Origin of the sequence: Streptomyces sp. AB3(2024) (genome assembly GCF_041862025.1) — a bacterium.
Taxonomy (GTDB): Bacteria; Actinomycetota; Actinomycetes; order Streptomycetales; family Streptomycetaceae; genus Streptomyces.
In genome coordinates, this window is the sequence record NZ_JBGWAB010000003.1 from 109,933 (window position 1) to 127,657 (window position 17,725).

Consider the following 17,725-nt stretch of genomic DNA (forward strand, 5'->3'; position numbering starts at 1 on the left):
TCGCTGGGACGGCCGACGGCGGTAGTGAAAACCGCAACACCAAACTCCGCGGGGAGGGGGTCGGCCTACGACTACAGACCCTCGCCGCGGCAGCTAAGGAGAAGCAGCCCGAAACGCATGATGGGCCGAGCCTAGCCGAGCCGCGCCGTATCGCGAGGACCTGTTTCAGTATGCAAGACCCCCACGTCCGTTTTGCACCCTTTGTGGGTTACGTCTCGGTCTCTCCGGTGAGGTCCGGCAGATCCGTCAACGCGGCATGACGGCTTTCAGACAGTCGAATGAATCATGGTCGCTGCTAGTGACATCGGGGTGACCCACTGCCACATTTCCGGCATGGACGCCTCCCACACCCCTGACCACGCCCGCCTCCACCCCGTCTTCTGCACCGTCGTGCCGCCGCACCTGCTCGACCGGGCCGCCCGGTCCGCGGACTCCGCGCGCGCCGACGCCGCGCAGCGCACCCTGGAGCTGGACGCCTCCCTGCGGACCCGGCGCCGGATCAGCGCCGTCCGGGGGATCGCCCCGCCCGCGCCGGAAGCACCCGCGGCGGACGGGCCCCGGCGGACGATCTACGACTCCCAGCACCGCACCCGGCTGCCCGGGAAGAAGGTCCGCGGGGAGGGGGCCGAACCGAGCAAGGACGCCACCGTGAACCGCGCGTACGCCGGCCTGGGGGCGACGTACGACCTGTTCCTCAAGGGCTTCGGGCGGCGCTCGATCGACGGCTCGGGGCTCCCCCTGGACGCGAGCGTGCACTACGGCCAGGACTACAACAACGCCTTCTGGGACGGGCAGCAGATGGTCTTCGGCGACGGTGACGGCGACCTGTTCCTGGACTTCACCGTGTCCGTGGACGTCATCGGGCACGAGCTGACCCACGGGGTCACCCAGTACACGGCCAACCTCGACTACCACGGCCAGTCCGGGGCCCTCAACGAGTCGATGTCCGACGTGTTCGGCTCCCTGATCAAGCAGTACTCCCTCGGCCAGAACGCCGACGAGGCGGACTGGCTGATCGGCGCCGGGCTGCTCGGCCCGAACGTGACCGGGGTCGCGCTGCGCTCGATGAAGGCGCCCGGCACGGCGTACGACGACGACGAGCTCGGCAAGGACCCGCAGCCGGCTGCGATGGACGGCTACGTCACCACCTCGCGCGACAACGGCGGGGTCCACATCAACTCCGGCATCCCCAACCACGCCTTCTACATCGTGGCGAGCGAGCTCGGCGGCAAGGCCTGGGAGCGAGCCGGGCAGATCTGGTACGACGCGCTCACGGGCGGGCAGCTGGAGGCGCGGGCGGACTTCGCGGCCTTCGCCCGGCTGTCCACGGCGTCGGCCGTCGCCCGCTACGGGGAGGGCGGCGCCGAGCACCAGGCCCTGCAGAAGGCGTGGGCGTCCGTCGGTCTGGGGTAGCGGGCACTCCTGGGGTATGAAGGGCCGCATGCGGATCGAAGTGGTGCGGACGGGCGGTTTCGCGGGGATCGAGCGCCGGGCCGAGGTGGACACCTCGGGCCGGCCCGACGAGGACGAGCTGCGGGCACTGGCCCTGCTGGCGCTGCGGCCCGACCCGGCGGCCGGCCGGGGTGCGGGAGGGGTGCGGGACGGGTTCTCGTACCGGATCACGGTGGACGGACGGACGGTGTCCTGTCAGGACCCGCACCTCTCGGACGCCCAGCGGAGCCTGATCTCGCGGCTGCTGAAGGAGGGCGCCTGAGCGGGGCTCCGGAAAGCGGGTGACCGGGCGGGGCGGCTTTGCTTGGATGGCCGGATGAGCGAAATGATCTTGGCTGCCCTGGAGCGGTACTACGACACCGTCCCCCGCGTGGGCGGCGCGCGCGGTGAGGACTTCGGTCCGCTGACCCTCTTCGTCCAGGAGGGCGAGGGCTGGCCCTACTACGCGCGGCCCGCACTCGGCGGCCCCGCCGACGTGCACGCCGGGGACGTACGGAAGGTGCTGGAGAGGCAGCGGGAGCTGGGGGTGCCCGAGGCATTCGAATGGGTGGCCGAAACCAGTCCCTCTTTGCGGGCCGCCGTGGAGGCGGCCGGGCTGCACGTCCAGGCGCACCCGCTGATGGTGCTGGACGCGGGTGCGCGGCCCCTGCCCCCACACCCGGAGGTACGGCTGCTGGACGCCGACGACCCGCTGCTGAGGGCCGCGGTGACCGTGCCGGCGCTGGCCTTCGCCGCACCGGGGACGGCCACGGGCGAGGCCGGGACCGCCGAGCTGGCGGTGGCGCTGGAGGACCCGGGGACCGAGGCCCGCCGGGCCCGCGTCTCGGGCATGCTCGCGGACGGCCGCACCGGCATGGCGGCGGCGGTACGCGACGGGGTGGTGCTCTGCTCCGGCCAGTACAACCCGGTCGGCGAGGTCGCCGAGGTCGTCGCGGTCGGCACGCTGCCCGCCGCCCGCCGCCAGGGGCTGGCCCTCGCGGTGACGGCGGCCCTGGTCGCGCACGCGCTGGAACGGGGCGCCGAGACCGTGTTCCTGTCGGCCGGCGACGAGGACGTGGCCCGGATCTACGGCCGCGTCGGCTTCCGTCGCGTGGGGACGGCCCTGATCGCGGAGCCCGCGGCGCAGGACGCCTGAGCGGCCGGGCGGCGGGGCGGCGGGGTTTTGCCGGAACGGCAACGATGTTTGCCGTTGCGCCCCGCCGGGCGCAGCATCGCCGGTGTCCCTGCCGGCACCACCGAGGAGGCCCCGTGGCCGACCACCAGCCGCACGACCGTCAGCACACCCCCGAGAGCGGCTCCGGCCGGGCGTACTGGGACGGCCGCTACCGCGAACGCGAGCGGGTCTGGAGCGGCGCCGCCAACGCCGTCCTGGTCCGGGAGGCCGCGGACCTGGCCGCCGGCCGGGCCCTGGACCTGGGCTGCGGCGAGGGCGGCGACGCGATCTGGCTGGCCCGGCGCGGCTGGCGGGTGACCGGGACCGACATCTCCGGCGTGGCCCTGGAGCGGGCGGCCGAACACGCCGCCGGGGCCGGGGTCGCCGACCGGGTGCGGTGGGAGCGGCACGACCTGGCCGAGTCCTTCCCCGCCGGGGAGTTCGACCTGGTCTCCGCCTGCTTCCTGCACACCCTCGGGGAGTTCCCGCGCGAGCGGATCCTGCGGACGGCCGCCGCGGCCGTGGCCCCCGGCGGGGTGCTGCTGGTGGCCGGCCACGCGGGCTGGGCGCCCTGGCAGGACACCGCGGCCATGGACCCGCTCCAGCGCGCGGTGCGCTTCCCCACCCCCGACCGGGTCGTCGCGGAGCTGGAGCTGCCCGAGGGGGCCTGGGAGGTGCTGCTGGCCGAGGAACACGAACGGGTCCAGAACATGCCGGACGGCACGCCCGGGACCCGTACGGACAACGCGGTGAAGGTCCGGCGCCTGGCCTAGGCCGCTAGAAACCGAGCTTGCGCAGCTGCTTGGGGTCGCGCTGCCAGTCCTTGGCGACCTTCACGTGCAGGTCGAGGAAGACCGGGGTGCCGAGCAGCGCCTCGATGTGCTTGCGCGACTTCATGCCGACCTCCTTCAGGCGCGAGCCCTTGGGGCCGATGATGATGCCCTTCTGGCTGGGGCGCTCGATGTAGACGTTGGCGTGGATGTCGAGCAGCGGCCGGTCCGCGGGCCGGTTCTCGCGCGGGATCATCTCCTCGACCACGACCGCGATGGAGTGCGGGAGCTCGTCGCGCACGCCTTCGAGGGCGGCCTCGCGGATCAGCTCCGCGACCATCACCATCTCGGGCTCGTCGGTGAGGTCGCCCTCCGGGTAGAGCGGGGGGCTCTCGGGCAGCAGCGGGGCGATCAGGTCGGCCAGCAGCTGGACCTGGTTGTCGCCGACCGCCGAGACGGGGACGATCTCGGCCCACTCGATGCCGAGTTCCGCGCCGAGCTGGTGGATGGCCAGGAGCTGCTCGGCCAGGGCCTTCGACTCGACCAGGTCGGTCTTGGTCACGATGGCGATCTTGGGGGTCTTCTTGATCGCCGCGAGTTCCTTGGCGATGAACTTGTCGCCGGGGCCGAGCTTCTGGTCGGCGGGCAGGCAGAAGCCGATGACGTCGACCTCGGCCCACGTGGTGCGCACGACGTCGTTCAGCCGCTCCCCGAGCAGGGTGCGCGGCTTGTGCAGCCCGGGGGTGTCGACCAGGACCAGCTGGGCGTCGGGGCGGTGCACGATGCCGCGGACGGTGTGGCGGGTGGTCTGCGGCCGGTTGGAGGTGATCGCGACCTTGGTGCCCACGAGCGCGTTGGTCAGGGTCGACTTCCCCGCGTTGGGGCGGCCGACGAAACAGGCGAAGCCCGCGCGGTGCGGGGCGGTGGGCTCGGGGGAACGATCGCTCATACGGGCCATTCTCCCCGATGCCGCTCGCAGCGCCGACCAGGCCACCGCCGCGAGGGTCAGGGCGAGTGCCAGAACGGGTGCGAGCAGGGGGTGCGCGGCGTGGTCGGCGCCGCCGGTGGCGGTCACCCCGGGGGCCTCGGCGCGCACGGTCAGCCGGGTCCACTCCAGGGGCGGCGGACCGTCCCAGCGGGTGGTGAGGCGGGCCCGCTGACCGGGCAGCAGCTCGGCGGGCAGGCCCGTGAGCGCGCGGTGCAGCAGGGGCCGGCCGAGGGCCCCGGTGGCGGTGAGGGCGGCGCGGGGCCGCAGGGTGACGTTGCCGAGGTTGCGCAGGGTGTACGAGACCTCCGTGCCCGCGCCGCCCGCGGAGGCGGCCGCCCGTACGTCCTCCACCGCGAGGGCGGGCGCGGTGGGCCCCGCGACCCGCAGGTAGAGCCGGGCTCCGACGGCCTGCCGGATCCCGATGCCCGGGGCGGTGCCCGCGGCGGCGGCCGGCGCGTCCTCCAGGGCCACGAGGGCGCCCGGGTGGTCCCCGGGTTCGGCCCGGTCGGGAACGGTCACCTCGAAGCCGACGTCCACCGCCCCCCGGGCCGGCACGGTGACCCGGTCCCGCTCCAGCCGCACCCAGGCCGCGGGGGCGCCGCGCGGTTCGTCGGGGCCGCGCAGGGCGAAACCGCCGTCGCGGGCGGTGTTGTGGGCGTCGGCGGCGTAGATCCGGAAGGTGCGCGGCCGGTCGGTGCGGTTGGCGACGGTGACGGTGTCCCGGACGGTCCCGCCCGGGGAGGCGGCGAGGTAGAAGTACGGGCGCTGCCCGACTGCGGTGGCGACGGGCAGCACGGACCACTGCCCGTTGTCGGCGGCGGCCGCCGGCCGGGCGGGCGCCAGCAGCGCGAACAGCGCGAGCGCCGCCGCGGCCAGGGCGGCGGCCGCGGTCCGGATCACGACAGGGTCAGGGTCAGCACCGCCGTGTACGCCCCCGGCGGGGTGTAGGCGGGGACCCGGAGGGCGACCGTGGCATCGATGGTGAAGGTGCCCCCGGTCAAGGGGGCGTCGGCGGTGGAGGCCAGCACCGCGCCGTCCGGGCCGACCGGGCCCGGGCTGCCCGGCGCGCAGGGGCTGGGGCTGCCCGGCGCGGCCGTGCAGGACGGGGTCCAGGAGAGGGAGCCGCCCGGGATGCGCAGGCCGCCGGGGCCCGCGAAGTCACCGACCCGGCCGACCAGCGACCATCCCGCCGGGCCGCCCCGGGCGTCCTTGACGGTGACGGTGCCGATCCGGCCGGGGGCCGCGCCGCCGTCCCCGTACGGGATCGCGCCGAGGGTCACCGCGTCCCCCGTCTGGGTCATGGCGAGGCTGCCCGGCTCGATGGTCGCCGTCAGCCGCTGGGTGCCGGGCGGCGTCACGGCCGGCTCGACCACCGTGTACGCGGCCGGGCCCGTGCCCCGCTGCGCCGACCAGGCCGTGCCCTCGTACGCCACCACCGCCGTCGTCGCCCGGTCCGTGACGGGCAGCAGCGCGGTGACCTCCCCGCGCGCGTCCGCGGTGGCCGCCACCCGGTCGGCGGTCTCGGCGGCGCCCGCGCGGCCCGTCACGGTCACGGCGGTGCCCGGGGCGAAGCCCGCCCCGGTGACGGTGACGCGGGCGCCCGGGGCTCCGTAGCCGGAGCCCAGCAGGACGCGGCGCAGGTTGGCGGTGGGCAGCGCGGTGGCGGTGAGGCGTTCCGAGACGGGTGCCCCGGTGACACCGCAGACCGTGTCCAGGTCGAGGAGGTGGCCGGTGTGGAGGGTGTAGGCGCCGGGGGCGAGGGTGATCGCGCCCGGGGAGGTGACGGTGAAGGTGCCGGTCATGGTGACGGCGGGCAGGGCGGCTCCCGTCGGCACGGGCTCGTTGCGCTTGGCGCCGACCACGGTGACCTCGCCGCTCTGCGCGCCGCCGAGCAGGACCGTCCCGGCCGGGGTGAGGACGTCGGCGGGCAAGGGTGCGGACAGCGGGTTCACGGCCGGGGACCGGGTCACCCGGTAGGTGACGGTCACGGTGTCGCCGACGCGCGGGGCGGGGTTGTCGACGGTGATCCGGGCCGTGGTGGGGCCGTCGGCGGGCGGCAGTCCGGCTTCCTGGGGCGGCAGGCAGTGCGCGGGGAACTCCACCTGCCCGGGGGGCGTTTCCTCCACGGCGGCCGCCGGACCGCCACCGCCCAGCGCTCCCCCGCTCGCGGCCGCGAGCACGGCCATGCCGACGGCCGCCCGCCATCCCCTGCTGCGCGCGCGTGTTCGCACCTGAGCCCCCCGCGTTCCGTCGCCCCGACAGGGGGACATTCACGAGCGGGCCGCGGGAGAAGTCAATGCACGGAACCGGCATCGACTGATGGCCCATCAGAAGATGGCACCGTGGCCGCCGGAGCCGCCCGCGAAGGGGCCCGGAAGGCTCCGGGGGGCTCCGGGGCCGCCTACGGAGCCGCCTCCGCCGCCCGGAAGGTGCGCCGGTAGGCCGTCGGGCTCACCCCCAGCGCCGCCTGGACGTGCTTGCGCAGCGACTGGGCCGTCCCGAAGCCGGTCTCCCGCGCCACCGCCTCCATCGGCAGTTCGGTGCGCTCCAGCAGCCGCCGGGCCCGCTCCACCCGCTGGGCGGTGATCCACTCGCCGGGGCTGACCCCGGACTCCTCGCGGAAGCGGCGCGTGAAGGTCCGTACCGACATGGCCTCCTGCCGGGCGAGGTCGCCGAGCCGCAGCGGCTCGTGCAGCCGGTCGAGCACCCAGGCGCGCGCGGCCGAGGTACTGGCCCGCTGCGGCTCGGGCACGGGCCGGTCGACGAACTGCGCCTGCCCGCCCTCCCGGTGGGGCGGCACGACGGTCCGCCGGGCGGTCTCGTTGGCGACGGCCGCGCCGTGGTCGCGGCGCACGATGTGCAGGCACAGGTCGATGCCCGCGGCGACCCCGGCCGAGGTCAGCACGTCCCCGTCGTCGGTGTAGAGCACGCCCGCGTCGACCCGTACGGCGGGGAACGTCCGCTGGAAGTGCTCCGCGGAGGCCCAGTGGGTGGTGGCCGGACGGCCGTCCAGGTAGCCGGCGGCGGCCAGGACGTAGCCGCCCGTGCAGATGGACACCAGCCGGGTGCCGGGCCGGATGTGGGCGAGGGCGCCGGCGAGCTCCTCGGTCAGCCGGCCCTCGCTGTGCACCGGCCCCAGCTCGTAGGAGGCGGGCACGACCACCGTGTCGGCCGTCGCCAGCAGCTCCGGTCCGTGTTCGACGTGGATCGCGAAATCGGCGTCCGTCCGCACCGGCCCGGGGGCGATCCCGCAGGTCAGGATCGTGTACAGGGGCCGCCCGGACGGGTCCTTGGCGCGGCCGAAGATCCGGTGCGGAATGCCGAGCTCGAAGGGCAGCAGCCCGGCGAGCGCGAGGACGACGACGCGGTGGGTCCGGGGGCTGCGTTCCGTGGCCATGGCCCGATCGTAGCGAACCATGTCGGTCAGGCCACTGTCGCCGGGGCCCCCGCAGGCCGGAAGCTGTCGGCGTGACGCAGACAGCACCCCCCTCCACGACCCGCGCGCCCGCTCCCCGCCGGGCCGGACGCATCCACCGCGCCTGGTTCGCCGCGGCCGTCGCCTTCGTGACGATCATCGGCGCCGCCGCCTTCGCCTCCCTCCCCGGGCTGCTCATCGAGCCGTTGCACGCGGAGTTCGACTGGTCGCGCGGCACGATCGGCTTCGCGGTCTCCGTCAACCTCGCGCTCTACGGGCTCACCGCGCCCTTCGCCGCCGCCCTGATGGACCGTTTCGGCATCCGCCGGGTCGTCGCCCTCGCCCTGACCGTCATAGCCGGCGGCTCCCTGGCCACCGTGTGGATGACCGCGTCCTGGCAGCTGGTCCTGTACTGGGGCGTGCTCGTGGGGCTGGGCAGCGGCTCGATGGCCCTGGCCTTCGCGGCGACGGTGACCAACCGCTGGTTCACCGCCCGGCGCGGCCTGGTCACCGGCATCCTGACCGCCGCCGGCGCCTCCGGACAGCTGATCTTCCTGCCGCTGCTGTCCTGGCTCGTGGAGCGCCACGGCTGGCGCCCGGCCGCCGTGACGGTGTCCCTCGCGGCCCTGTCCGTCGTCCCCTTCGTCTGGCTGCTGCTGCGCGACCACCCCGCCGACGTGGGCCTCGCCCCCTACGGCGGCACCTACGCCGACAAGCCCGCGCCGGTCCCGGGCGCGGCGCGGCGGGCCGTCGGCGTGCTCTTCAAGGCAGCCCGGACGGGACCGTTCTGGCTGCTCGCGGGCACCTTCGCGATCTGCGGCGCCTCCACCAACGGCCTGGTCAAGACCCACTTCGTGCCCGCCGCCCACGACCACGGGATGCCGGTGACGGCGGCCGCCGGACTGCTGGCGGTGATCGGCGTGTTCGACGTCCTCGGCACCATCGCCTCCGGCTGGTTCACCGACCGCTTCGCACCCCGCCGCCTGCTGGCCGTGTACTACGCCCTGCGCGGGGTGTCCCTGCTGTTCCTGCCCGTGCTGCTGGCGCCGTCCGTGCACCCGCCGATGGTCTTCTTCATCGTCTTCTACGGCCTGGACTGGGTCGCCACCGTCCCGCCCACCATCGCCCTGTGCCGCGAGCACTACGGGGAGGACAGCGCGATCGTCTTCGGCTGGGTGCTGGCCTCCCACCAGGTGGGCGCGGCGCTGGTCGCCTTCCTCGGCGGCGTGGCCCGCGACGCCTTCGGCTCCTACGACCTCGTCTGGTACGCGGCGGGCGGCCTGTGCGCGATCGCCGCCCTGATGGCCATGGTCATCCGCCGGCCTGCCGCGGCCGCCGCCCCGGCCGCTACAGCGGTGGCTCCCTGAGCAGGCCGTGCGCGGCGAGCGCGTCACCGGCCCACGCGGGGGCGGCGGCGCGCCACGGTGCCCGGCCCCAGGGGGTCACCCCCCTCGGATCGTCGCCCCGGTCCGCCGCTTCGCGTACGTCTTCGCCCGTCGGGCCACCCGCCAACGGCCGTCGGGGCCGGGTCACCGGATGACCGGCGGGCGGTCAGGCCCCGGCGGGCGTGGTCGACTTCAGGGTGCCGTCCGGGCCGGCCAGCAGGACGGGGGTGGCGGGACCGCCGAGATCGCGGACCGCCGCACGGTCGGCTTCGGCGGGCGCGTCGGCCGCGCTCACCACGGCCGCCGCCTCCAGGGACCGGGCGCCGCTGGCCACCGCCATGGCGACCGCCGTCTGCAGGGCGCTCAGCTTCAGGGACTCCAGCTCCACGGTGCCGGCGACGTACGTACGGCCGGTCTCGTCGCGGACCGCCGCACCCTCCGGGACCCCGTTGCGGGCCCGGGCGCTGCGCGCCAGCGTGATGATCTTGCTGTCCTCGGGGTCGATCCCGGTGCCCACGGTGCTCTCGCTCATGGTCGAAAGCATAGGGAGCGCCCGGGCGCCGCCGTGAGACGACCCCGCCGAGGCGCCTCAGGGCCGGTCGAGCCGCAGCCGCTCCGCCTTCGGCAGACCCGCCACGACCAGGTCGTACGAGTCCTCCACCAGCTCCCGCACCAGCGCGTCCGGCAGCTCCGCGACGGTCACCGTGTTCCAGTGCCGCTTGTTCATGTGCCAGCCCGGGGCGATCGCCGCGTGCTCCGCGCGCAGCCGAAGGGCCTCCTCCGGATCGCACTTGAGGTTGACCTTCAGCGGCTCGGCGTCCAGCGCCGAAAGCGCGAACATCTTCCCCAGCACCTTGAACACCGAGGTCTCCGGCGTGAAGGGGAACTCCTCGACCGCCGCGTTGAACTCCAGACAGAAGGCACGCAGCTCCGCCGGGGTCATCCGACCTCCTCCCCGTCGGCCGCCGCCACCGGCTGCACCGGCTCCACCAGCACCGTCACGATCTTGTTGCGCCGCCCGGCCGGGGACTCCGCCGTCATCCGCAGCGGGCGCCCGTCCGGCAGCTCCACCACCGACGACGCACCGGCGATCGGAACCCGCCCCAGCGCCTTCGCCAGCAGCCCGCCGACCGTCTCCACGTCCTCGTCGTCGAAGGCCTCCACCCCGAACAGCTCGCCGAGGTCGGTGATGTCGAGCCGGGCCGTGACCCGGTAGCGGTCGTCGCCCAGCTCCTCCACCGGTGCGATCTCCCGGTCGTACTCGTCGGTGATCTCACCGACGATCTCCTCCAGGATGTCCTCGATGGTCACGATGCCGGCGGTGCCGCCGTACTCGTCGATGACCACGGCCACGTGGTTGCGCACCGACTGCATCTCGCGCAGCAGGTCCCCCGCGTTCTTCGTGTCCGGCACGAACACCGCCGGCCGCATCGCCGTGGAGACCAGGTCGCTCTCCGCGTCACGGCTGATGTGCGTCCGGCGGACGAGGTCCTTCAGGTACACGATGCCGACGATGTCGTCCTCGTTCTCCCCCGTGACCGGGATCCGCGAGAAGCCCGACCGCAGGGCGAGCGTGGTCGCCTGACGGATCGTCTTGTACCGCTCGATGCACACCAGATCGGTGCGCGGCACCATCACCTCGCGCACGAGGGTGTCGCCCAGCTCGAAGACCTGGTGCACCATCCGGCGCTCCTCGTCCTGGATCAGCGACTCCTTCTCCGCGAGGTCCACCATCGCGCGCAGCTCGGCCTCGGAGGCGAACGGCCCCTTGCGGAAGCCCTTCCCCGGCGTGAGCGCGTTGCCGATGAGGATCAGCAGCTGCGGGATCGGACCCATCACCCGGGCCAGCGGCACCAGCACGTAGGCCGCGGCGGTCGCCGTGTTCAGCGGGTGCTGGCGGCCGATGGTGCGCGGGGACACCCCCACCGCCACGAAGGACACGAGGACCATCACCCCGATGGCCACGAGCAGCGCGGTCCAGTTCTCCCCGAACGCGTCGAGGCACACGTACGTGACGAGCACGCCCGCCGCCATCTCGCAGGTCACCCGGACCAGCAGCGCCACGTTCAGGTAGCGGGTCGGGTCCCCGGCCACCTGGGCGAGCTTGGCGCTCCCGCGCCTGCCCTCCCGTACGGCCTGTTCGGCGCGGAAGGCGGAGATGCGGGCGATGCCGGACTCCGCGCACGCCGCGAACCAGGCCACCACGACCAGCAGGACCGCGCCGGTGATCAGCTGGGGCGCGGTCACGAGACGGTGGGCGCCGGCGAGGGGCCGGTCATGCCGCGCTCACCGCGCCAGCCGTCGACGATGGCCGCCTGGAGGCCGAACATCTCGGCCTTCTCGTCCGGCTCCTCGTGGTCGTAGCCGAGCAGGTGCAGCACCCCGTGGACGGTCAGGAGCTGGAGCTCCTCGTCCATGGAGTGCTGCGTCGGGGCGTCCTCGCCCTGCTTCTTCGCGACCTCGGGGCACAGCACGATGTCGCCGAGGAGCCCCTGCGGGGGCTCCTCGTCGTCCTTCGACGGCGGACGGAGCTCGTCCATCGGGAAGGACATGACGTCGGTCGGACCGGGCAGGTCCATCCACTGGATGTGGAGCTGCTCCATCGCGTCCTCGTCGATGACGATGACGGAGAGCTCGGACAGCGGGTGGATCCGCATCCGGGTGAGCGCGTAGCGGGCGATGTCGAGGATCGCCTGCTCGTCGACCTCGGTTCCGGACTCGTTGTTGACGTCGATCGACATGGTGCGCTGAGCTCTACTTCCGCTGGTGGCCGTTCGGGGCCGGATGGGCGTCGTCGTACTTCTCGTACGCGTCGACGATACGGCCGACCAGCTTGTGGCGGACGACATCCTCGGACGTGAGCCGCGAGAAGTGGATGTCCGGCACCCCCTCCAGGATGTCCTGCACCTGCCGCAGACCGCTGCGGGCCCCGCCGGGCAGGTCGACCTGCGTGACGTCACCCGTGATCACGATCTTGGAATCGAACCCGAGCCGGGTGAGGAACATCTTCATCTGCTCGGTGGTCGTGTTCTGCGCCTCGTCGAGCACGACGAAGGCCTCATTCAAAGTGCGGCCCCTCATGTACGCCAGGGGCGCCACCTCGATGGTGCCCGCGGCCATGAGGCGGGGGATCGAGTCCGGGTCGATCATGTCGTGCAGGGCGTCGTAGAGCGGACGCAGGTACGGGTCGATCTTGTCGAAGAGGGTGCCCGGGAGGAAGCCGAGGCGCTCGCCCGCCTCGACGGCGGGGCGGGTCAGGATGATCCGGCTGACCTGCTTGGACTGCAGGGCCTGGACCGCCTTCGCCATGGCGAGGTAGGTCTTGCCGGTACCGGCGGGGCCGATGCCGAAGACGATCGTGTTCTTGTCGATCGCGTCGACGTACCGCTTCTGATTGAGGGTCTTGGGGCGGATGGTGCGCCCGCGGCTGGAGAGGATGTTCTGGGTGAGCACCTCGGCCGGGGTCTCCGCCTCGCCGCCACCGGTGCCGTTCGCCTTGAGCATGGCGATCGAGCGTTCCACTGCGTCCTCCGTCATCGACTGCCCGGTGCGCAGCACGAGCATCATCTCGTCGAACAGGCGCTGGATCAGGGCGACTTCCACCGCCGGTCCGATCGCGCTGACCTGATTGCCCCGAACATGGATGTCGGCCTTCGGGAAAGCCTTCTCGATCACGCGCAGCAGCGCGTCGCCCGAGCCGAGCACCGTCACCATCGGGTGCGCCGCCGGTACGGTGAAGTGGGCTCGCGCCTGGCCCGGCGCGGGGGTCTGGGCTGTCGGTGTCTGAGTCATGGGCCGGCACTGTGGCCTGCGCATACCTCCCGCTGAGGGGCCGCGCCGATCGTCGACCTCCGGAGTACCAAGGGTACGTCCACCCCCGGGCATCCCCGAGGGGTTTTCCGGCCCGGCCCCGGGCGGCTACTGGACCGGGTGGCGGAAGCCGATCGTGGGCACGGCCCGGCGGCGCGGGGACGGGCTGGCACCCGGCGGCACGAGGGCGTCGAGGAAGCCGTAGCGGCCGCGCAGGGCCTGCGGGGCGGTGCGCCACCAGTGGGCCACCTCGGGCCATCCCGGAGCCGAGAGGGAGCCACCGAACTCCTGCACCGACAGGGCGGCGGTCAGTCCGGCGAAGGCGAGCCGGTCCGCCAGCGGCCAGCCCGCCAGGCTGCCGGTGACGAACCCGGCGACGTACACGTCCCCGGCTCCCGTCGGGTCCATGGCGTCCACCGTGATCGCGGGGACCCCGGCCGTCTCCCCGGTGCGGCTGTCCACCGCGTACGAGCCCTCCGCCCCCATGGTCACCACCGCGACCGGCACCCTCTCCGCCAGGGCCCGGGCCGCGGCGCGCGGACACTCGGTGCGGGTGTAGCGCATCGCCTCGCCCGCGTTGGGCAGGAAGGCCTCGCAGTGGGACAGGTCGGGCAGGGCCCCCAGGTCCCAGCGGCCGGTGTCGTCCCAGCCCACGTCCGCGAAGATCCGCGAGCCGCGGCGGGCCGCTTCGGCGACCCATCCCTCGCCGGGGCCCGCCGCCAGCGAGGCCACCGCCGCGCGGGCCTTCGGGGGGCACCAGGGGAAGGGCCCGGGGCCGGTGGGGGGCGGGGCCTCGTGGCCGTGGGAGACCATCGTGCGCTCGCCCTCGTAGGCCATCGAGACCGTGACGGGGCTGTGCCAGCCGGGTACGGTCCGCGACATCGACAGGTCGATGCCCTCGCCCTGTTCGAGGGCGTCCCAGCAGTACTCGCCGTAGTGGTCGTCGCCGAACGCGGCGGCCAGCGAGGTGCGCAGGCCGAGCCGGGCCAGGGCGGTGGCCATGTTGGCGACGCCGCCCGGGCTGGAGCCCATGCCGCGCGCCCAGGACTCCGTGCCGCGCACGGGTGCCGAGTCGAGCCCGGTGAAGATGATGTCGAGGAAGACCGTGCCGGTCAGGAAGACGTCGCAGCCCGGCTCCTGGGGGTCACGCAAGGGCCCCAGAGGATCCAGCTTGCCCGGGCGGTTGGTGCGGCTGTCCCGACTGGTCACGGTGTGCTCCCCGTTGAGGTGTCTGAAGTGTCGTTTCTGCTTGCGGGTTCACGGGTGGAAAGCTGCCAGCCCTGCCCGTGGCCGGCAGGACCGAAACCCAGTGTGACGCACCTCACCCACAGAACGCTCTTCTCCCCGCCCCGGAACCTCCCGCTCCACCTGAGCACCGGTGTCGGGCCGCGGCGCTAGGGGCGCTTCGGCACCGGGACCCGCACCAGGTCCGCCGCGATCGTCAGCTCCCCCTCGAAGCCCGCCGCTCGGGCCTCGCGTTCGAACTCCGACGGGTCGGAGTACCGCTGGGAGAAGTGCGTCAGCACCAGGTGCCGCACGCCCGCGTCCCGCGCCACCCCCGCCGCCTGGCCGGCGGTCAGGTGTCCGTGGTCGGTGGCCAGCCGGACGTCGGCGTCGAGGAAGGTCGACTCGATGACCAGCATGTCGCAGCCCTCCGCCAGCTCGTCCACCCCGGAACACAGCCGGGTGTCCATGACGAAGGCGAACCGCTGCCCCGCCCGGTGCTCGCTGACCTCGTCGAGGGTGATCGCGCCGAGGCGTCCCTCGCGCTGGATCCGGCCCACGTCGGGGCCCTTGATCCCGTGCCGCGCGAGCAGCTCCGGCACCATCCGGCGCCCGTCCGGCTCGGTCACCCGGTAGCCGAAGGACTCCACCGGGTGCGAGAGCCGCCGGGCCTCCAGGACGTACGGGGGCCCGCCCGCCAGCGTCCCGTCCCGCTCCACCGGCTCCTCCCGGAGCCGGACGGTCTCCCGGTAGGCGGTCGCGTACCGGAGCCGGTCGAAGAACTTCTGCCCCGAGGCCGGGTAGTGCGCGGTCACGGGGTGCGGGACCTGGTCGAGGTTGATCCGCTGGATCACCCCGGCCAGGCCGAGGCTGTGGTCGCCGTGGAAGTGCGTGACGCAGATCCGGTTGATGTCGTGCGCGGCGACCCCGGCCCGCAGCATCTGGCGCTGCGTGCCCTCGCCCGGGTCGAAGAGGATGCCCTCACCGTCCCAGCGCAGCAGGTAGCCGTTGTGGTTGCGCTGGCGGGTGGGAACCTGGCTGGCGGTGCCCAGCACCACGAACTCTCGTACGGACACGGTCTATCCGGGGGGCCACTGGAGGCCGCGGCCGCCCAGGACGTGGGCGTGCGCGTGGAAGACGGTCTGCCCGGCGCCGGCCCCGGTGTTGAAGACGATCCGGTAGCCGTGGCCGTCGACCTTCTCGTCCGAGGCGATCCGCCCGGCCTCGCACAGCACGTCGGCGGCGACGCCCGGCTCGGCTGCCGCGAGGGAGGCGGCATCGGGGTAGTGGACCTTCGGGATGACCAGGACGTGCGTCGGCGCCTGCGGGTTGATGTCCCGGAAGGCGACGGTCGTCTCGGTCTCGCGGACCACCGCCGCCGGGATGCTCCCCGCGACGATCTTGCAGAACAGGCAGTCCGCCTGCGGTTCCCCGGCCATGGCTGCGCCTCCCGTGAGGTGGATCGGTCGGGGCATCGTAACCGCCCCGCGCCCCGGCCACGGACCGGTGAAGAGGCTCCGGTTCCGTTCCGACCGGGGCATCGCCGCGCCGGCCGGAGCCCGGCGGGCTACCGGCTCTACGGGCCCGCCCTACGCCCAGCGGCCCGTGCGGGCCAGGAGGACCGCGGTCGCCGCCGTGCCCGCCGTGGACGTGCGCAGCACGGAGCGGCCGAGCCGGTACGGGCGGGCACCCGCCTGCGCGAAGGCCGCGAGTTCCTCCGGGGACACCCCGCCCTCGGGGCCGACCACCAGCACCACCGAGCCGGCCGCCGGCAGCTCCGCCGTCGCCAGGGCCTCGGAGGCGGCCTCGCGGTCCTCGTGGAGCACCATCGCCAGGTCGGCCTCCGCCAGCAGTGCGGCCACCTGCTTGGTGGACAGCGCCTCGGCCACCTCGGGGAACCGCACCCGGCGCGACTGCTTGCCCGACTCCCGGGCGGTGGCCCGCCACTTGGCCAGGGACTTGGCCCCGCGCTCGCCCCGCCACTGGGTGATGCACCGGGAGGCCTGCCACGGCACGATGGCGTCGACGCCGGTCTCCGTCATCGTCTCGACGGCGACCTCGCCCCGGTCGCCCTTGGGCAGCGCCTGCACCACCGTGATCCGCACTGCGGGTTCGGGCTCCTGCGCGACCCCCGAGACGGAGACGACCAGCCGGTCCTTGCCCTCCACCGCCTTCACCACGGCGTCGGCCCAGCGGCCGCGGCCGTCCGTGAGGACGAGTTCCTCGCCCGGTTCGAGCCGCTTCACCGACACCGCGTGCCGCCCCTCGGGGCCGTCCAGCACGAACTCCGGCCCCGCGGGGACCTCTTCGACCACGAACACGGGGGCTGTCATGACGCTCTCCTCATCTGCAACACCTTCAACGCACTCTGCGCCTGGGCCAGTTCGGCCGCCAGCACCTCCACCAGCTCCCCGGCGGGCAGCGCCCGCGCCAGCCGGTGCCCCTGCCCGGCCCACAGGGACATGCCCTGCGGGTCCCCGGCCGTGGCGGCGGCCTTGCGCAGCCCCGAGGTCATGTGGTGGATCTGGGGGTAGGCGGAAGGGGCGTACGGCCCGTGCTCCCGCATGAAGCGGTTGACCAGGCCCCGGGCGGGGCGGCCGGAGAAGGCCCGGGTCAGTTCCGTGTGCCCGAACAGCGGGTCCGTCAGCGCCTTCTTGTGCAGGGGGTGCGCCCCGGACTCCGGGCACACCAGGAAGGCCGTGCCGAGCTGCGCCGCCTCCGCGCCCGCCGCGAGCACCGCCGCGATCTGTGCCCCGCGCATCAGCCCGCCCGAGGCGGTGATCGGGAGGGCCACGGCCTCGCGCACCTGCGCCACCAGGGCGAGCAGGCCGACGCCCGCCGTGCCGTCGGTCTGCGGGTCGTCGCGGAAGGTGCCCTGGTGTCCGCCGGCCTCGACCCCCTGGACGCACAGGGCGTCGGCGCCCGCCTCCTGGGCGGCGCGGGCCTCGTCGACGGAGGTCACGGTGACGACGGTGTGCGTACCGGCGGCGCGCAGGCGCGCGATCACGGTGGGCGCTGGACAGCCGTAGGTGAAGGAGACGACCGGGACCGGGTCCTCCAGCAGGATCGCCAGCTTGGCCTCGTAGCCGTCGTCGCAGGTGCCGATGATGTCCTCTTCGGCGAGCGAGACCTCGTACCAGCTCGCCTCGCCTGCCAGCTGGCCGCGGTAGGCCTCGACGGCGGCCGGGTCGACGTATCCGGTCTGCGGCAGGAAGAGGTTCACTCCGAAGGGCCGTCGGGTGAGCCCGCGGAGCTGCTTGATCTCCTGGTACATGCCGTCGGCGGTCTTGTAGCCGCCGGCGAGGAAACCGAGCCCGCCGGCCTCGCACACGGCGGCGGCAAGCGGCGGACAGGAGGCGCCGCCCGCCATGGGAGCCTGCACGATCGGGTACCGGGGGAGACCGTTCGGTGCGGAGGACATGGACTGCATCGTGCCACGTCCGGCGCACCGGACCGAATCACGGCAATTCGCCTGGCATAGTCCACTTCCCTCCCGCCGCGGGGAAAACGCGGAGCCCGGTCCGGGGC

At 73.9% G+C, this 17,725-nt stretch carries 18 protein-coding genes; 5 read left to right on the forward strand and 13 right to left on the reverse strand.

What is annotated here, in order from left to right; translation table 11 throughout:
• Positions 1-333: 333 nt before the first annotated feature.
• From ACEPPI_RS02225 to ACEPPI_RS02240, 4 genes are all read left to right on the forward strand, one after another.
• Positions 334-1,413, forward strand: a complete 1,080-nt coding sequence (locus tag ACEPPI_RS02225; protein ID WP_373913590.1) for a M4 family metallopeptidase — start codon at positions 334-336, stop codon at positions 1,411-1,413.
• A 28-nt stretch (positions 1,414-1,441) separates the two neighbouring features.
• Positions 1,442-1,714, forward strand: a complete 273-nt coding sequence (locus tag ACEPPI_RS02230; protein ID WP_266838926.1) for a protealysin inhibitor emfourin — start codon at positions 1,442-1,444, stop codon at positions 1,712-1,714.
• Positions 1,715-1,768: 54 nt separating this feature from the next.
• On the forward strand, positions 1,769-2,587 hold the full coding sequence (locus ACEPPI_RS02235) for a GNAT family N-acetyltransferase (protein ID WP_373913543.1): 819 nt from the start codon (positions 1,769-1,771) through the stop codon (positions 2,585-2,587).
• Between the two features lie 113 nt (positions 2,588-2,700).
• Positions 2,701-3,378 (forward strand): cyclopropane-fatty-acyl-phospholipid synthase family protein, encoded by a 678-nt coding sequence (locus ACEPPI_RS02240; protein WP_373913544.1) that lies wholly within the window; start codon positions 2,701-2,703, stop codon positions 3,376-3,378.
• A gap of 4 nt (positions 3,379-3,382) precedes the next feature.
• Here the strand turns inward: ACEPPI_RS02240 and era are convergent, their stop codons facing one another.
• The 3 genes from era to ACEPPI_RS02255 form a co-directional block, all read right to left on the reverse strand.
• The gene (gene era / locus ACEPPI_RS02245) at positions 3,383-4,333 is read right to left on the reverse strand and encodes a GTPase Era (RefSeq protein ID WP_373913591.1); all 951 of its coding nucleotides are present in this window, start codon (positions 4,331-4,333) and stop codon (positions 3,383-3,385) included.
• A 926-nt stretch (positions 4,334-5,259) separates the two neighbouring features.
• Complete coding sequence (locus ACEPPI_RS02250; protein WP_373913592.1) at positions 5,260-6,549, reverse strand: beta-xylosidase; 1,290 nt, start codon at positions 6,547-6,549, stop codon at positions 5,260-5,262.
• A 215-nt stretch (positions 6,550-6,764) separates the two neighbouring features.
• Positions 6,765-7,760: a GlxA family transcriptional regulator gene (locus ACEPPI_RS02255; RefSeq protein ID WP_373913545.1), complete on the reverse strand. Its 996-nt coding sequence runs from the start codon at positions 7,758-7,760 to the stop codon at positions 6,765-6,767.
• A gap of 71 nt (positions 7,761-7,831) precedes the next feature.
• On the opposite strand from ACEPPI_RS02255, the gene ACEPPI_RS02260 reads away from it, so the two are divergent.
• On the forward strand, positions 7,832-9,145 hold the full coding sequence (locus ACEPPI_RS02260; protein WP_373913546.1) for an MFS transporter: 1,314 nt from the start codon (positions 7,832-7,834) through the stop codon (positions 9,143-9,145).
• Between the two features lie 184 nt (positions 9,146-9,329).
• On the opposite strand, the gene ACEPPI_RS02265 is transcribed toward ACEPPI_RS02260, so the two are convergent.
• The 10 genes from ACEPPI_RS02265 to ACEPPI_RS02310 form a co-directional block, all read right to left on the reverse strand.
• Positions 9,330-9,707 carry a cytidine deaminase gene (locus tag ACEPPI_RS02265; protein WP_371678598.1) on the reverse strand — a complete coding sequence of 126 codons (378 nt, stop codon included), beginning with the start codon at positions 9,705-9,707 and terminating at the stop codon, positions 9,330-9,332.
• A gap of 45 nt (positions 9,708-9,752) precedes the next feature.
• Positions 9,753-10,106 carry an MmcQ/YjbR family DNA-binding protein gene (locus ACEPPI_RS02270; RefSeq protein ID WP_373913547.1) on the reverse strand — a complete coding sequence of 118 codons (354 nt, stop codon included), beginning with the start codon at positions 10,104-10,106 and terminating at the stop codon, positions 9,753-9,755.
• On the reverse strand, positions 10,103-11,410 hold the full coding sequence (locus tag ACEPPI_RS02275; protein ID WP_373913548.1) for a hemolysin family protein: 1,308 nt from the start codon (positions 11,408-11,410) through the stop codon (positions 10,103-10,105). Before ACEPPI_RS02275 ends, ACEPPI_RS02270 begins: the two co-directional genes overlap by 4 nt.
• Positions 11,407-11,904, reverse strand: coding sequence for an rRNA maturation RNase YbeY (gene ybeY, locus ACEPPI_RS02280; protein ID WP_356210774.1), 498 nt, complete (start codon positions 11,902-11,904; stop codon positions 11,407-11,409). Before ybeY ends, ACEPPI_RS02275 begins: the two co-directional genes overlap by 4 nt.
• A 13-nt stretch (positions 11,905-11,917) precedes the next feature.
• Positions 11,918-12,955: a PhoH family protein gene (locus ACEPPI_RS02285; protein ID WP_373913549.1), complete on the reverse strand. Its 1,038-nt coding sequence runs from the start codon at positions 12,953-12,955 to the stop codon at positions 11,918-11,920.
• 126 nt (positions 12,956-13,081) lie between these two features.
• Entirely contained in the window at positions 13,082-14,182 is a 1,101-nt protein-coding gene (locus ACEPPI_RS02290; protein ID WP_373913550.1) for a PfkB family carbohydrate kinase, read from the reverse strand.
• 185 nt (positions 14,183-14,367) lie between these two features.
• On the reverse strand, positions 14,368-15,273 hold the full coding sequence (locus ACEPPI_RS02295; RefSeq protein ID WP_373913551.1) for a ribonuclease Z: 906 nt from the start codon (positions 15,271-15,273) through the stop codon (positions 14,368-14,370).
• 3 nt (positions 15,274-15,276) lie between these two features.
• Entirely contained in the window at positions 15,277-15,636 is a 360-nt protein-coding gene (locus ACEPPI_RS02300; RefSeq protein ID WP_373913552.1) for a histidine triad nucleotide-binding protein, read from the reverse strand.
• A gap of 150 nt (positions 15,637-15,786) precedes the next feature.
• Positions 15,787-16,530: a 16S rRNA (uracil(1498)-N(3))-methyltransferase gene (locus ACEPPI_RS02305; protein WP_373913553.1), complete on the reverse strand. Its 744-nt coding sequence runs from the start codon at positions 16,528-16,530 to the stop codon at positions 15,787-15,789.
• Entirely contained in the window at positions 16,527-17,618 is a 1,092-nt protein-coding gene (locus ACEPPI_RS02310) for a nitronate monooxygenase (protein ID WP_373913554.1), read from the reverse strand. Before ACEPPI_RS02310 ends, ACEPPI_RS02305 begins: the two co-directional genes overlap by 4 nt.
• Positions 17,619-17,725: the final 107 nt, after the last annotated feature.

What these genes read in the sequence shown, in the direction of transcription:
- ACEPPI_RS02225 (WP_373913590.1), top strand. Translation starts at nt 334, where the DNA reads ATGGACGCCTCCCACACCCCTGACCACGCCCGCCTCCACCCCGTCTTC.
- ACEPPI_RS02230 (WP_266838926.1), top strand. Translation starts at nt 1,442, where the DNA reads ATGCGGATCGAAGTGGTGCGGACGGGCGGTTTCGCGGGGATCGAGCGC.
- ACEPPI_RS02235 (WP_373913543.1), top strand. Translation starts at nt 1,769, where the DNA reads ATGAGCGAAATGATCTTGGCTGCCCTGGAGCGGTACTACGACACCGTC.
- era (WP_373913591.1), bottom strand. Translation starts at nt 4,333, where the DNA reads ATGGCCCGTATGAGCGATCGTTCCCCCGAGCCCACCGCCCCGCACCGC.
- ACEPPI_RS02250 (WP_373913592.1), bottom strand. Translation starts at nt 6,549, where the DNA reads ATGGCCGTGCTCGCGGCCGCGAGCGGGGGAGCGCTGGGCGGTGGCGGT.
- ACEPPI_RS02255 (WP_373913545.1), bottom strand. Translation starts at nt 7,760, where the DNA reads ATGGCCACGGAACGCAGCCCCCGGACCCACCGCGTCGTCGTCCTCGCG.
- ACEPPI_RS02265 (WP_371678598.1), bottom strand. Translation starts at nt 9,707, where the DNA reads ATGCTTTCGACCATGAGCGAGAGCACCGTGGGCACCGGGATCGACCCC.
- ACEPPI_RS02270 (WP_373913547.1), bottom strand. Translation starts at nt 10,106, where the DNA reads ATGACCCCGGCGGAGCTGCGTGCCTTCTGTCTGGAGTTCAACGCGGCG.
- ybeY (WP_356210774.1), bottom strand. Translation starts at nt 11,904, where the DNA reads ATGTCGATCGACGTCAACAACGAGTCCGGAACCGAGGTCGACGAGCAG.
- ACEPPI_RS02285 (WP_373913549.1), bottom strand. Translation starts at nt 12,955, where the DNA reads ATGACTCAGACACCGACAGCCCAGACCCCCGCGCCGGGCCAGGCGCGA.
- ACEPPI_RS02300 (WP_373913552.1), bottom strand. Translation starts at nt 15,636, where the DNA reads ATGGCCGGGGAACCGCAGGCGGACTGCCTGTTCTGCAAGATCGTCGCG.
- ACEPPI_RS02305 (WP_373913553.1), bottom strand. Translation starts at nt 16,530, where the DNA reads ATGACAGCCCCCGTGTTCGTGGTCGAAGAGGTCCCCGCGGGGCCGGAG.
- ACEPPI_RS02310 (WP_373913554.1), bottom strand. Translation starts at nt 17,618, where the DNA reads ATGTCCTCCGCACCGAACGGTCTCCCCCGGTACCCGATCGTGCAGGCT.